Source organism: Nocardia sp. NPDC005745 (assembly GCF_040630775.1).
In the GTDB taxonomy this organism is placed as follows: domain Bacteria; phylum Actinomycetota; class Actinomycetes; order Mycobacteriales; family Mycobacteriaceae; genus Nocardia.
Genome location: NZ_JBEXYF010000003.1, coordinates 101,744 through 114,754, shown reverse-complemented (window position 1 = coordinate 114,754; position 13,011 = coordinate 101,744). Strand labels below are relative to the sequence as shown.

The window sequence follows — 13,011 nt, the reverse complement described above, 5'->3', positions numbered from 1 at the left end:
AGAAACCTGCATGGTGCGCATCGGGGTCACCGGGCATACGAACTTCACGCCTGCCACCGAGCCGCTGGTGTCCGCCGTGATCGGTGAGCTTCTGGCCGCGTACGCCGCCCCGGACCTGGTCGGCGTGAGCTGCCTCGCGCGCGGCGCCGACTCGATGTTCGCGAAAGCCGTCCTGGATGCCGGCGCGCGACTGGAAGTGGTCTTGCCGTCGCGGAACTACCGGGAAGCGCAGGTGCGGCCCGACGAGGCCGACCTTTTCGACGAACTCGTCGATCGCGCGGCCGCGGTACGGGTGATGGACTTCGACGACGCGGGGCTCGAGGCCTACGAAGCGGCGAACGAGACGATGCTGGCGTCGTGTGATCGGCTGATCGCGGTATGGGACGGCGCGGCCGGACAGCGCGGCGGCACCGGATCCGTGGTCGCGCTCGCTCGCCGGCGTGACGTGCCGGTCGAGATCGTGTGGCCGGAAGGCGCCGCCCGGCTGACCCGGTAGTCGGCGAGCCCGGTGTGGCGGCGGTCGGGCGCGCGGCCACCTGTCGGAGTCGTCGGGCACGATGGAGCGCATGACCACGGCCACCGGCGCGTCTTCGATCGACCTCACCGCCCCCGACCTGCGCGAGCACGCCGAACAGCTGCTGCGCGAGCTGGCCGGTGCGGGCGCTCGGCTGCGGGAGGACCAGTGGACCGCGATCGAGGCGCTCGTCGTACGGCGGCGCAGAGCGCTGGTCGTGCAGCGCACCGGCTGGGGAAAGTCGGCGGTGTACTTCATCGCCGCGAAGCTGCTGCGCAGGGCGGGGCGCGGGCCGACGGTGATCGTGTCGCCGCTGCTCGCGCTGATGCGCAACCAGGTGGCGGCGGCGCAGCGCGCGGGGGTGGTCGCGGCGACCATCAACTCCGGCAATGTCACCGAGTGGGACGAGATCCACGCCGACGTCGCCGCCGGCGCGGTCGACGTGCTGCTGGTCAGCCCGGAGCGGTTGAACAACCCGGACTTCCGCGATCAGGTCCTGCCCCGGCTCGCCGCCGACGCCGGGCTGGTGGTGATCGACGAAGCGCACTGCGTCTCGGACTGGGGCCACGACTTCCGCCCGGACTACCGGCGCATCCGGACGCTGATCGCCGACCTCGGCTCCGACGTCCCGGTGCTCGCGACCACCGCGACCGCCAACGACCGGGTGGTCACCGACGTCGCCACCCAGATCGGCACCGACACGCTGGTGCTGCGCGGCACGCTGGATCGCGAATCGCTGCACCTGTCGGTGGTCCGCTTCGACGACGCCGTGGAACGCACCGCCTGGCTCAGCGGCCATCTGCACCGGTTGCCCGGCTCCGGCATCGTCTACACCCTCACCGTCGCCGCCGCGCACGATCTCGCCGACGTACTGAACTCGCACGGCCACACCGTCGCCGCCTACACCGGGCAGACCGACCCCGCCGAACGCGAGGCTTTGGAGGCGGCGCTGCTGAACAACGAGGTCAAGGCGCTCATCGCCACCTCCGCGCTGGGCATGGGCTTCGACAAACCCGACCTCGGGTTCGTGGTGCACGTCGGCGCGCCGTCCTCCCCCATCGCCTACTACCAGCAGGTGGGACGCGCCGGGCGCGGCACCGACCGGGCCGAGGTGGTCTTGCTCCCCGGCCCCGAGGACGCGCGCATCTGGAGTTACTTCGCCTCCGTCGCGTTCCCCCGTGAGCACATCGTGCGCGCCGTGCTCGACGCGCTGGACTCCGACCGCGCGTTGTCCACCGCGGCATTGGAGCCGCTGGTGGAGCTGAATCGCTCCCGGCTGGAGATGGTGCTGAAGGTGCTCGACGTGGACGGTGCGGTGCGCCGCGTGCGCGGCGGCTGGATCGCCACCGGCCGTCCGTGGACCTACGACACCGAGCGCTACGAGCGCCTGTCCATCGCTCGCGAGGCCGAACAGCAGGCCATGATCGACTACCAGTCCACCACCGATTGCCGGATGGAATTCCTGCGCCGCCAGCTCGACGATCCGGGACTGTCCGCCGACGCGGCGGATTCGCCCGGCTGCGGCCGCTGCGACAGCTGCACCGGCAGCCGCCCCGACCGCACCGTCGCCGCCGACGCGGTGGCCGCCACCAAGGCCCGGCTCGACCGTCCCGGCATCGATCTCGCGCCCCGCAAACAGTGGCCAACCGGCATGGCCAAGCTGGGAATCCCATTGTCCGGCAAGATCACCGGCGGCGCCGAGACCGGCCGCGTCCTCGGCAGGCTGACCGACCTGGGCTGGGGGCAGCGACTGCGCACGCTGCTCGACGGCCCGGACGATCCGGTCCCCGACGCGGTCTTCGACGCCTGCGTCGCCGTGCTGCGCGAATGGGATTGGACCACCCGCCCGAGGTCGGTACTCGCCCTGGAATCCCCGCGCTATCCCGTGCTCACCGCCACCCTCGCCGCCCGGCTGGCCGAGGTCGGCCGTCTGCGGGACCTCGGCACCCTGCGCACCCGCCCCGACCGCCCACCCGTCTCGGCGGCCAACTCCGCACACCGCGTAGCCGGACTGTTCGACTCCTGGGAGATCCCCGACCTCACCGACGTGCCGGGCCCGATCCTGCTGGTCGACACCATCACCGACACCGGCTGGACCTTCACCGTCGCCGCCCACGCACTCCGAGCGGCCGGCGCCGACGCCATCCTCCCGTTCGCCCTGGCTACGCCGACATAACGACCATGCTCGGCGGGCGCGCGCCGTCTGCTACCTGCCCCACGGAGAGGTCGCGGGCATCACGCGGCGGTGTGCGGGATTCCGCGGCTGTCGAGTGCTCCCCGCGCCGTCGAACACGTTCACCGGCTTCTCTCGGATATGTCCTGCCACGTTTCCGCCACGAAGGCCCCGACGGCAACCCCACCCGGCGTAACGACGGTAATCCGCGGTTGCACTGCTACGCGCCCCGCGCACCCCAACTCCCGGTTTCGAACGAAGCGAGACCGAGCATGCGCCGTTCGCGGCCCGGCTCGCGTCCGAGTGGCCGCCGCGTACGCGACGAAGGAGCAAGCGGCGGTCGCGCGAACGCGAGCCATGAAGGGGCCGCGAACACGCAGCGCCGCAGGCGCTGCAATCAGAGACTCAGCGTCGCCCGCAGGCGGGCGTCGAGGGATTCCGTCTCCTCCGGGGAGAGCATGCCGAGATGTTCGGTGAGCCAGGGGCGATAGGCGCGGTGCAGTTTCAGGGTGTCGGCCCAGCCGTGCTCGGTGAGAGTGGCCAGCACATGCCCGGGGTCGGCGTCGCGCAACGGGACGACTTGCAGCCAGCGATAGCGCGAGGTGATCACCGCCGAGTCGGAGACCAGCACGACCGTCATGCGCCGCGGGAATGGGGTGCCGTCACTGAGCGTCGGGGCGTAGCGCCAGATCTCGCCGCGTCTCATGCGGCGCCGGTGGCGTCGTCTTCGGCGGCCTGGGTGAGCGTCACGTCGTCGTAGGCGGCGGCCAGCTCGGCCTCGTCGTCGATGGCCAGTGCGGTCAGGCTGTCGTGCACGAGCGTGGAGCGCAGGGCGGCGTTGATCACCGCCGACAGGCTGCGGTTCTGGCGATCGGCGACCTCCCTGGCCCACTCGGCCACCTGCGGATCCAGCGTGACGGTCACGCGCGTCGCCTTGCTCATACCGGTATGCATACCAGAGCGGTGCAACGCCGGGAACCCCGCTGCGGCAAAGCTCGCGCCGGTTCGAAGTCGCGCGGGGCTTTCCTCCGCTTCGCCCACTACAGTCGATCCGTGGCCAGCAAATCCACCGGGTCGGCGATCGAGCTCGAGGTCGGCGACCATACGATCCGCGTCTCCAACCCCGACCGCGTCTACTTTCCGGAGAGTGGCGCCACCAAGCTGGATCTGGTGCGGTACTACCTGAGCGTCGGGGACGGCATCGTCAACGCACTGCGCGACCGGCCCTGCATGCTGCACCGCTTTCCCAAAGGACTCGCGGGCGACAAGGTGCATCAGAAGCGGCTTCCCGCCGGCGCGCCGGACTGGATTCCGACTGTGCGGGTGTACTTCCCGCGCTATGGGAGGCATGCCGACGAGCTGTGCGTCGAGAAGCTCGCCGACGTCCTGTGGGCGGTGCAGATGTCCACGGTCGAGTTCCATCCGTGGAATTCGCGCGCCGCCGATACCGAGCGTCCGGACGAGTGGCGCATCGACCTCGACCCGATGCCGGATTGCCCGTGGTCACGAGTGCAACGGGTCGCCGGGGTGGTGCACGAGGTTCTCGACGAGATCGGCGCCGTCGGGTGGCCGAAGACCTCTGGCGGCAAGGGCATGCACGTGTACGTGCGGATCGCGCCGGATCAGGGATTCCAGGACGTGCGCCGCGCGGCGCTCGCGTTCGCCCGGGAAGTCGAGCGGCGGGCGCCCGACGACGTGACCACCACTTGGTGGCGGCGCGACCGCGATCCGAAGATGCTGTTCGTCGACTACAACCAGAACGCCCGCGATCACACCGTCGCCGCCGCCTACTCGGTACGCGGCGTCCCCGCCGCCACGGTCTCCACACCGGTACGCTGGGACGAAATTCCCGACATCGATCCGCGCGACTTCACCATGGCCTCCGTTCCCGCTCGCTTCGCCGAAATCGGCGATCTGCACGCGGGCATGGATGACGCGGTGTTCCACCTGGATCCTCTCCTGGAGTGGGCCGAGCGGGACAAGGTGGACGTGGAGCTCGACGAGGAGCAGAGCGAGGCCTAGCGCCGCGCCGAACGCACACCCTGCGGCCGGTCGGCGCACGCCGGGCGGTGTTACGGTCGCAACGTCTCGCTCGCGACCCACGTTCCTACTGCTCCGAAGGAGGTCCGTCCATGAACCGACCGGCAGTGACGATCGCGATCGGCCCCGCCGACCCACCTCCCACGCTGCTGGAGAAGGCCGTCGTGGGGGCGGGCGCCACCCTCTCCGATCTCGGCGAGGCGCGCGGGCTGATCTGGGCCGGCGACGCCGGCGAGTTCCCGGACGAATTACCCGCCGGTGTGGAGTGGGTGCAGCTTCCGGCCGCAGGCGTCGAGGACTGGTTCGCCGCGGGCGTCATCGCCAGGCATCCCGGTGTGCGATTCACCTCCGCCGCAGGCGCTTTCGCGGCGAGCGTGGCCGAGCACGCGCTCATGCTGCTGCTCGCGGGTGTCCGGTACCTGCCCGAGCATCTGCGCGCGTCGGACTGGCGGCAACAGGACTTCTTTCCGCACGTCGGCACGCTGCGCGGCAAGACGGTGACGATCGTGGGCGCGGGCGGCATCGGCCGCGCGCTGATTCCGATGCTGGTTCCGCTCGGCGCCCACATCATCGCGGTGAACCGCAGCGGGCGTCCGGTCACCGGCCCCGGCATCCCTTCTTCGGTCGAGACGATCTCCGCCGATCATCTCGGCCGGGTCTGGCCGCACACCGATCACGTCGTGATCGCCGCGCCCGCCACGCCCGCCACCAGGCATCTCGTCGGCGCGGACGAACTCGCGCGGCTCAAGCCGTCCTCGTGGATCATCAACGTCGCGCGCGGCAGCCTGATCGACACCGACGCACTGGTGGCCGCGCTGGCCTCCGGCGCGATCGGCGGCGCGGGCCTCGACGTCACCGACCCGGAGCCGCTCCCGGCCGGTCATCCCCTCTGGTCGCTACCGAATGCCATTGTCACTCCCCATGATTCGAATCCGCCGCAGCTGCGGTTGGCGGCCTTCGCCGACCATGTCGAAGCGAACGTCTCTCGATTCCTCGAAGGACGCCCGCTGCTGGCGCCGATCGACCCCGCGCGCGGGTACTGAGAGCGTTCGCGCACAACAGAATTCGAGCCGAGAGGGCCTTGTCATCCGGCGGCGACGGACGCGCCGGGCATGATCCGCGCGACCCGTCCGCTGCCGGGCGCAGCGTGCCCGCCACTGCGGAAAGCGCTCGGCGGTGCCGGTCGGGCGGTCGTTGTCCGGTGACGAGTCGGCTCGCGATCGGCATCAGCCGGACAGCGCTCGGCCGAGGATCTCCTCGATGACCTCACTCTTGGCGTTCGCGTAATGCTGCACGAATTTCCAGTCGCGAAGCGCGAGAGCTCTTTTCGTACAGTCGTAGTACTTCCGATCTTCGTCGTGCGCGCGCAGCCGGTCGCGGAAGGCGAGGATCCGCTCGATCTCCGGTGCGCCCGACTCCGGCGCGAACACGTGCAAATTCACGCTTCGGCGCGCACCGCTCTCCACCCGGCGGACAAGACAGCGATGCTGATACCAGTCCGCTTGCCGGACGCGCAGCGCGTACCCGGCTGCTTCGAGAGCCGGTAGATAAGCGGCTTCGTCGTCGGGGTCGGGAACCAGCAGCAAGATGTCGATCAGCGGCTTGGCCGCGAGACCGGGAACCGACGTGGATCCCGTGTGCTCGATCCGCAGCGCCACTTCGCCGAGTGCCGCGCGTATCACGGCTTCTTCCTCGGCATACCAGTCCGGCCACGCGGGGTTGTAGTCCTCCAGAACCACCTCGACCGCATAGGGCTCCACCTCGCCGACCATCGCCGCCGCGATCTCGTCGTCGTCCAACGTAGCCACGCGTCACGGTAGCCGGTCCGGATTACCTTCCACAAATGTGCCATTGACAACTGGCACATTCATGGCTGATTCTTAGCGCATGACAAGGTCAACGAGGACCTCGGTCCCCGGCGTTCCCACCACGCCCTCGACCCGAGCCACCGTGGCCGCGGCGGCCACCAGGCTCACGCTTCGGCCGGTGAACTGCGCGGTGCCGATGAACGCGCCGGGCGTCTGGTTCGCGCGCAAGCTCATCGCCACGCTGATGGCCGTCGGCGGTACCGTGCCGCCCGGTACGTCCGTCACGCAGGTCCGGTCGGGCGCGGTGCGCGGCGAATGGGTGCGGGCGGCGGGCGTGCCGTTCGGGAGGCGAGCGGTCTACTACATCCACGGCAGCGGGTATGTGATCTGCTCGGCGCGCACGCATCGCGCTCTCGCGGCTCGGCTGTCGGCGAAGACCGGCCTTCCCATCTTCCTCACCGACTATCGCCTCGCGCCCGAACACCGGTTCCCCGCCGCCGCCGACGACGTCGAGGCGGGTTACCGCTGGCTGCTCGGCCGGGGCATCGCCGCGGAAGACCTGGTGATCGCCTGCGACTCCGCGGGCGGGCATCTCGTACTGGACCTGCTCGTCGAGAACGGACGACACCGCCGCCCGCAGCCCGCGGCCGTCGCGATGTTCTCCCCGCTGCTGGATCTGACCCTCGGCTTGGCGGCCGAGCGGGAACGCGTCCGGCCCGATCCGCTGATCTCGGCCGCCGCCGCGAGCAGGCTGCCCGCGGCCTACACCGACGGTCACCCGGCCGACGCCCCGCGCCTGCGGCTGACCATCCCGCAGGGTCTCGCGCTGCCGCCGATCCTGGTGCAGGTCGGCGGTACCGAGATGCTCGCCGCCGACGCGCGGGCGCTGTGCGAGATGGTCCGGCGCGCGGGCGGCAGCTGCGAACTCGAGATCTGGCCTGGGCAACTACACGTCTTCCAGGCCCTTCCCCTGGTGGTGCCCGAGGCCGACCGAGCCCTCGCGCGCGCCGCCGACTTCCTGCGCGCGGCGCTGGTCGCTACCTCCGGTACGGAAAAGGTGAGCTGAGATGTTCGGATTGGACAAGCTGGTGGCCCTGGGCCGGGTTCGGCGCACGCACGGTGCGCGAGCCGTGGTCACCGGCGCGGGCAGCGGCATCGGCCGCGCGTTCGCGCTGGAGATCGCCGCTCGCGGCGGCCGGGTGATCTGCGCCGACATCGATGAGGCGCGCGCCGACGAAACGGTCGCCCTGATCGAACGCGCCCACCCGGGCGCCGCGCACGCCTTCCGCTGCGACGTGGCGCAACGCGAGGACGTGGAGTTGCTCGCCCGCTTCGCCGAAACACTGTTCGAGCGCCCGGTCGACCTGGTGATCAACAACGCGGGCGTCGGTATCGGTGGAAAACCCGTGGGGCGCATCGGCTTCGACGACTGGCAGTGGGCACTGGGCATCAACCTGTGGGGAGTCGTGCACGGCTGCGAGGTCTTCGCCCCGCGCCTGCGGGCCGCCGGACGCGGCGGCATCATCAACGTCGCCTCGGCCGCCGGATTCGCCGCCGCGCCCTCCATGGCCGCCTACAACGTGTCCAAAGCCGGTGTGCTGTCGCTGTCGGAGACCATGGCCGCCGAATTGAGCGGCACCGGTGTCGCGGTGACGGTGTTGTGCCCGACGTTCGTCCGCACGAACGTCGCGCGTGACGGCCGGATCACCGAGGAATCGGCGCAACTGGCCGACTTCCTCATGCGCTGGACCGGTTTCTCCCCCGAGCGCGTCGCGCGCACCGCCCTGGACGCGCACGACCGCGGCCGCCTCTATGTGCTCCCCCAACTGGACGCGCACGCCGTATGGCTGCTCAAGCGGTGCTTCCCCGCGCAGTACACCTACGTCCTCGGACTCCTGGAGCGGCTGCTGCCCGAGGACCACTCGACCACCACCGACCGCACGCCGGTCACCGACAAGACAGGAGTCTGACATGGCTGCCATCGCGATGGACTTCGACGACATGCTGCGCAAGATCAAGGATCGCCAGTGGGCGCTGGCCGACATCGACTGGGACGGGCCGGGCCGCGAGACCATCACGCCCGAACTGCACGCCAAGCTCAAGCCGTTCATGGCCGATCTGATGTGGATCGAGAACGTCGGCGCGCGCGGCTTCGCGGCGATGGCCAAGAAGGCGCCCACCGAGACGTTGCGCGAGATCTACCGCTACTTCCACGCCGAGGAGCAGAAGCACGCCAACGCCGAGCTCGCGCTGATGCGCCGGTGGGGCATGCTCGACGGCGACGAGATCCCGCAGCCGAACGTGAACGTCAAGCTGGTGATCGACTTCCTGGACAAGTACTCCGACGACATGTCGCTGTCGTTCCTCGGCACCGTGATCCCGATGCTGGAGGTCGCGCTGGACGGCGCATTGATCAAGTTCATCATGGACGAGATCGAGGACCCGGTCTGCCAGGAGGCGTTCAAGAAGATCAACTCCGACGAATCCCGGCACCTTGCCGTCGATTTCGCCGTGATGGATCTGCTCGGGCACGCGGAGATGCGCAAGCTGTTCATCGACCTGGTCGGCGGCTGGGCCAAGCCCTCGCTGATCATCGGCGTGCTGAGCTATGTGCCGCTGCTGAACAAGATGCGCGACAACATCGTCGCGATGGGCGTCGACGAGGAGAAGCTCTACGGCGCGCTCAAGCGGTACGCGAACGTCGGCGAGCGCAGCGAATTCGCGCGCAGGCTGCCGATGTACCAGATCGTGAAGACGCACGGCGGCTGGGTTATCGACCGCGGTCACCCCTACCACCTGGTGGCCGACGCGCTGGTGAAGATCACCGGGTTGCTGCCGAGGGCACTGCTGCGCAACAACCCGACCTGGTCGAAGGAACTGACCTACGAGCCCGCGGCATGACAGGGAACCCGATGAGCACCCACACCCTCGACGTCGCCGTGATCGGCGGCGGGTTCGCCGGAATCGGCACGGCCATCCGGCTGAAGCAGCGCGGCATCCATGATTTCGCGATCTTCGAGCGCGACGCCGCGATCGGCGGCACGTGGCGCGACAACACCTATCCCGGTGCGGCGTGCGACATTCCGTCGCGGTTGTACTCCTACAGTTTCGCGCCGAACCCGGATTGGTCGCGCACCTATTCCGGGAGCAACGAGATCCTCGGCTACATCGAGGCGATGGCCACGGAATTCCGGCTCGGTCCGCACCTGCGCTTCGGGCACAACATCACCGGCATCGTGTTCGACGAGCAGGCCGGAGTCTGGCACATCACGATCGAGGGCCACGCCGAGCCGATCCTCGCCCGCACCGTGGTGCTGGCGTCCGGGCCGCTGGCCAACGCGAGTCTCCCGGATATCCGCGGCATCGAGACGTTTCAGGGTCACAAGATCCACAGCGCTCGCTGGGATCACGACTACGACTTCACCGGCAAGCGAGTCGCGGTCGTCGGCACCGGGGCCAGCGCGGTCCAGATCATCCCGGAGCTGGTCGACAAGGCCGCCTCGGTGAAGGTGTTCCAGCGCACGCCCGGCTGGGTGCTGCCGCGGGTCGACCGGCAGACCAACGGCCTGACCAAGGAGCTCTACCGCCGCGTGCCCGCCGCCGAACAGCTGGCCCGGCGCGCCTGGTTCTACGGACACGAGTCGGTGGCGCTGGGCGTGGTGTGGAATACGCCGCTGACCAGGGTGGTCGAGCTGGTCGGCAAGGCACAGCTGCGCAGGCAGGTCAAGGACCCCTGGCTGCGCCGCCAGCTCACCCCGGACTTCCGGGCGGGCTGCAAACGCCTGCTGATGACCGACGACTACTACCCCGCGCTACAGCGGGACAACTGCAAGCTGATCACCTGGCCGATCGCCCGCATCTCCGAGCACGGCATCCGCACCGCCGAAGGCATCGAGCACCAGGCGGACTGCATCGTCTTCGCGACGGGGTTCGACGTCTCCAAGACCGGGACGCCAATTCCGGTGGCCGGGCGCGACGGCCGGATTCTCGCCGACGAATGGGCGCGTGGCGCCTACGCCTTCAAGAGCGTCGCCGTCTCCGGGTATCCCAACCTGTATTTCACCTTCGGACCCAATTCCGGGCCGGGGCACAACTCGGCGCTGGTGTACATGGAAGCCCAGATCGACTACCTCGTCGGCGCGATCGGCGTCATCCTGGACCGGGACCTGCGCATGCTCGACGTGCGGCAGGATCGGCAGGACCGCTACAACGCCGCCATCCAGCGCAAGCTCTCCGCCACCACCTGGAATTCGGGATGCCGCAGCTGGTATCTGACCGAGGACGGCTTCAACGCGACGATGTATCCGGGCTTCGCCACGCAGTACGTCCATCAGCTGCGCGCGGTCGATCTCGACGACTACCTCGTCATCGAGCAGACCGCCGACCAGCGGCGACAACGGGTGGCACCGGTTTCCTAGGTGCCGGGAGACCGGCGGCGCGGACGATAGACTCGGTCCGCAGGCAGTTCAGCGGCGCGCCGCCGGTCCATCGGCGCCTGGTCAGCGAGGGAGGTGAGGTCGACGCCGGAGTACCGGATCGATGACCTCGCGCGCGCCGCGGGCACCACCACCCGTAACGTGCGCGCTTACCAGGAACGCGGACTGCTGCCGCCGCCGGTCGGCAAGGACGGCAGGGCCAGCATCTACGACGACGCGCACCTCGAGCGGCTGCGCCTGATCGACGCGCTGCTGCAGCGCGGCTTCACCACCGCGCACATCGCCGACTTCATCACCAGCTGGGAGACCGGCAAGGACCTCACCGAAGTGCTCGGCCTGCAGCACGCCGTGACGGCGTCCTGGGCCAAGGACGAGACCTTCGAGGTGCCCCGCGAGCTGATCGGCACCATCCTCGGCGCCGACGCCGACGAACTGGTCGACCGGCTGCGCGAGATGAAGCTGGTCCGGCTGGAGGGCGACACGGTGGTGTTCACCGAGACCCAGCTGCTCACCTCGTTCGCCGAGTTGCACGAGTACGGCCTGGAACTGCGCACGCTCATCGAGATCTACGCCAAGGTGGCCGACCGCATCGATGACATCACGCACATCATGATCACCGCGGCCAAGCAGCACATCATCGATGAGCGCGGGCCCGGCTGGATGCCCGACACCAGCGGCGAAATCGCCGAGACCACAACGATGCTCAACAAGATGCGCGAACTGGCGGTGGCCTCGGTGCACGCCACGCTCGCCCGCTCACTGGACGTCACGCTGCGCCGCGAACTGGGCGATTATCTCGCCACGGCGGCCGAGCGAGAGAAACAGCGCAGCGAATCCGGCCGCGACGTACCCTCCTAGACAAGCGCAGAGTGCCGACCTTCGACGGATGGAGTCGCAGTGGCGTCCGACCGACCGAGAATCCCTCCGCTTCCGCTGGTACGGGCCGTCGAGTCGGTGCGCGGCGCCTTGGCTCTGGCGTTTCGCAAGCTGGTGCCCGGACACGTCGCACTGATGGAACTGATCGCCGCCGGGTGGATCACGCAGGCCATCCACGCCGCCGCGGTGCTCGGCGTGGCCGACGAACTCGCGGCGGGACCGCGCTCGGGTGCGGAGCTCGCGGCGGCGGTCGGCGCCGACGAGGGCGCCCTGCGTCGATTGCTGCGACTGCTGATCAGTCACGGCATATTCACCCAGCAGCGCGACGGACGCTACGCGCTGACGCCGATGGCACGAGCCCTGCGCCGCGATGCCGACGTGTCGTTGCGCGACGCGGTGCTGTTCTTCGGCTCGCCCGGGCACCGCAATCACTGGTCGCATCTGGTCGACGCGGTGCGCACCGGGAAGCCGGTCGGCGAGAAACTCGACGGGATGCCGTTCTTCGACTACGTCCAGCACGATCGCGAACTCGGCGAATTGTTCGACCGCGCGATGACCAGCATCGGCACCTTGGCGATGGAACCGCTGTTCGCTGCCTACGATTTCGGCCGTTTCGAGACCCTGGTCGACGTAGGCGGGGGCGAAGGGACGCTGCTCACCGAAATCCTGCGCCGCGCGCCCCGATCGCGCGGGATTCTGTTCGACCTGCCGGAGGTGGTGGCCGACGCACCCGATCGGCTCGCCGAACTCGGTCTCGCCGATCGCTGCGCGGTGCACAGCGGATCGTTCTTCGACAGCGTCCCCAAGGGGGGCGATGCCTACCTCCTCAAGCACATTCTGCACGACTGGGCCGACGCGGACGCCGGGCGCATTCTGCGCACGCTGCGCGCGGCCATGGAACCCGACGCCCGGTTGCTGATCGTCGAACTGGTCGTCCCCGAACACACCGCCCCGCATCCGAGCAAGTACATCGACCTGGAGATGCTGGTCAACGCGGGCGGCCGGGAACGCACCGAGGCCGAGTACCGCGAATTCCTCGCGCGGCACGGATTCACGCTGACCAGGCGCGTGCCGACGGTCTCACCGGACAACGTGCTGGAGGCGCGGCCGAGCTGACCGCCGCGATTCCGGAAACGCCGACAGCCGAAACGTGTTCGCTGATCG

At 69.4% G+C, this 13,011-nt stretch carries 13 protein-coding genes; 10 read left to right on the top strand and 3 right to left on the bottom strand.

Annotation, left to right across the window (positions count from 1 at the left end):
* Positions 1-10 precede the first annotated feature (10 nt).
* Together ABZ420_RS04865 and ABZ420_RS04860 are read left to right on the top strand one after the other, a co-directional pair.
* Positions 11-496 (top strand): hypothetical protein, encoded by a 486-nt coding sequence (locus tag ABZ420_RS04865; RefSeq protein WP_357117138.1) that lies wholly within the window; start codon positions 11-13, stop codon positions 494-496.
* Between the two features lie 70 nt (positions 497-566).
* The gene (locus ABZ420_RS04860; protein ID WP_357117136.1) at positions 567-2,690 is read left to right on the top strand and encodes a RecQ family ATP-dependent DNA helicase; all 2,124 of its coding nucleotides are present in this window, start codon (positions 567-569) and stop codon (positions 2,688-2,690) included.
* A 394-nt stretch (positions 2,691-3,084) separates the two neighbouring features.
* Here ABZ420_RS04860 and ABZ420_RS04855 read toward each other — a convergent pair whose 3' ends face one another.
* On the bottom strand, positions 3,085-3,393 hold the full coding sequence (locus ABZ420_RS04855) for a hypothetical protein (RefSeq protein WP_040865510.1): 309 nt from the start codon (positions 3,391-3,393) through the stop codon (positions 3,085-3,087).
* Positions 3,390-3,629: a hypothetical protein gene (locus ABZ420_RS04850; protein WP_357117134.1), complete on the bottom strand. Its 240-nt coding sequence runs from the start codon at positions 3,627-3,629 to the stop codon at positions 3,390-3,392. The genes ABZ420_RS04855 and ABZ420_RS04850 overlap by 4 nt, the downstream gene beginning before the upstream one ends.
* A 111-nt stretch (positions 3,630-3,740) precedes the next feature.
* On the opposite strand from ABZ420_RS04850, the gene ligD reads away from it, so the two are divergent.
* Together ligD and ABZ420_RS04840 are read left to right on the top strand one after the other, a co-directional pair.
* Positions 3,741-4,709: a non-homologous end-joining DNA ligase gene (gene ligD, locus ABZ420_RS04845; RefSeq protein WP_357117132.1), complete on the top strand. Its 969-nt coding sequence runs from the start codon at positions 3,741-3,743 to the stop codon at positions 4,707-4,709.
* Between the two features lie 110 nt (positions 4,710-4,819).
* Positions 4,820-5,770, top strand: a complete 951-nt coding sequence (locus ABZ420_RS04840) for a D-isomer specific 2-hydroxyacid dehydrogenase family protein (RefSeq protein WP_063053373.1) — start codon at positions 4,820-4,822, stop codon at positions 5,768-5,770.
* Between the two features lie 183 nt (positions 5,771-5,953).
* Here the strand turns inward: ABZ420_RS04840 and ABZ420_RS04835 are convergent, their stop codons facing one another.
* Positions 5,954-6,535, bottom strand: coding sequence for a GrpB family protein (locus ABZ420_RS04835; protein WP_357117129.1), 582 nt, complete (start codon positions 6,533-6,535; stop codon positions 5,954-5,956).
* Positions 6,536-6,614: 79 nt separating this feature from the next.
* On the opposite strand from ABZ420_RS04835, the gene ABZ420_RS04830 reads away from it, so the two are divergent.
* The 6 genes from ABZ420_RS04830 to ABZ420_RS04805 all read left to right on the top strand — a co-directional run bounded on the left by ABZ420_RS04830 (position 6,615) and on the right by ABZ420_RS04805 (position 12,963).
* Positions 6,615-7,601, top strand: a complete 987-nt coding sequence (locus ABZ420_RS04830; RefSeq protein WP_357117127.1) for an alpha/beta hydrolase — start codon at positions 6,615-6,617, stop codon at positions 7,599-7,601.
* Position 7,602: 1 nt separating this feature from the next.
* Positions 7,603-8,505 carry an SDR family NAD(P)-dependent oxidoreductase gene (locus ABZ420_RS04825; RefSeq protein ID WP_357117125.1) on the top strand — a complete coding sequence of 301 codons (903 nt, stop codon included), beginning with the start codon at positions 7,603-7,605 and terminating at the stop codon, positions 8,503-8,505.
* Positions 8,506-8,515: 10 nt separating this feature from the next.
* Positions 8,516-9,436, top strand: coding sequence for a ferritin-like domain-containing protein (locus ABZ420_RS04820; protein WP_357117423.1), 921 nt, complete (start codon positions 8,516-8,518; stop codon positions 9,434-9,436).
* An 11-nt stretch (positions 9,437-9,447) separates the two neighbouring features.
* Positions 9,448-10,953, top strand: coding sequence for an NAD(P)/FAD-dependent oxidoreductase (locus ABZ420_RS04815; protein WP_357117123.1), 1,506 nt, complete (start codon positions 9,448-9,450; stop codon positions 10,951-10,953).
* A 93-nt stretch (positions 10,954-11,046) separates the two neighbouring features.
* Positions 11,047-11,829: a MerR family transcriptional regulator gene (locus ABZ420_RS04810; RefSeq protein ID WP_357117121.1), complete on the top strand. Its 783-nt coding sequence runs from the start codon at positions 11,047-11,049 to the stop codon at positions 11,827-11,829.
* A gap of 39 nt (positions 11,830-11,868) precedes the next feature.
* Positions 11,869-12,963, top strand: a complete 1,095-nt coding sequence (locus ABZ420_RS04805) for a methyltransferase (RefSeq protein WP_357117119.1) — start codon at positions 11,869-11,871, stop codon at positions 12,961-12,963.
* The last annotated feature ends 48 nt before the right edge of the window (positions 12,964-13,011 follow it).

What these genes read in the sequence shown, in the direction of transcription:
- ABZ420_RS04850 (WP_357117134.1), bottom strand. Translation starts at nt 3,629, where the DNA reads ATGAGCAAGGCGACGCGCGTGACCGTCACGCTGGATCCGCAGGTGGCC.
- ABZ420_RS04830 (WP_357117127.1), top strand. Translation starts at nt 6,615, where the DNA reads ATGACAAGGTCAACGAGGACCTCGGTCCCCGGCGTTCCCACCACGCCC.
- ABZ420_RS04825 (WP_357117125.1), top strand. Translation starts at nt 7,603, where the DNA reads ATGTTCGGATTGGACAAGCTGGTGGCCCTGGGCCGGGTTCGGCGCACG.
- ABZ420_RS04860 (WP_357117136.1), top strand. Translation starts at nt 567, where the DNA reads ATGACCACGGCCACCGGCGCGTCTTCGATCGACCTCACCGCCCCCGAC.
- ABZ420_RS04840 (WP_063053373.1), top strand. Translation starts at nt 4,820, where the DNA reads ATGAACCGACCGGCAGTGACGATCGCGATCGGCCCCGCCGACCCACCT.
- ABZ420_RS04815 (WP_357117123.1), top strand. Translation starts at nt 9,448, where the DNA reads ATGAGCACCCACACCCTCGACGTCGCCGTGATCGGCGGCGGGTTCGCC.
- ABZ420_RS04865 (WP_357117138.1), top strand. Translation starts at nt 11, where the DNA reads ATGGTGCGCATCGGGGTCACCGGGCATACGAACTTCACGCCTGCCACC.
- ABZ420_RS04855 (WP_040865510.1), bottom strand. Translation starts at nt 3,393, where the DNA reads ATGAGACGCGGCGAGATCTGGCGCTACGCCCCGACGCTCAGTGACGGC.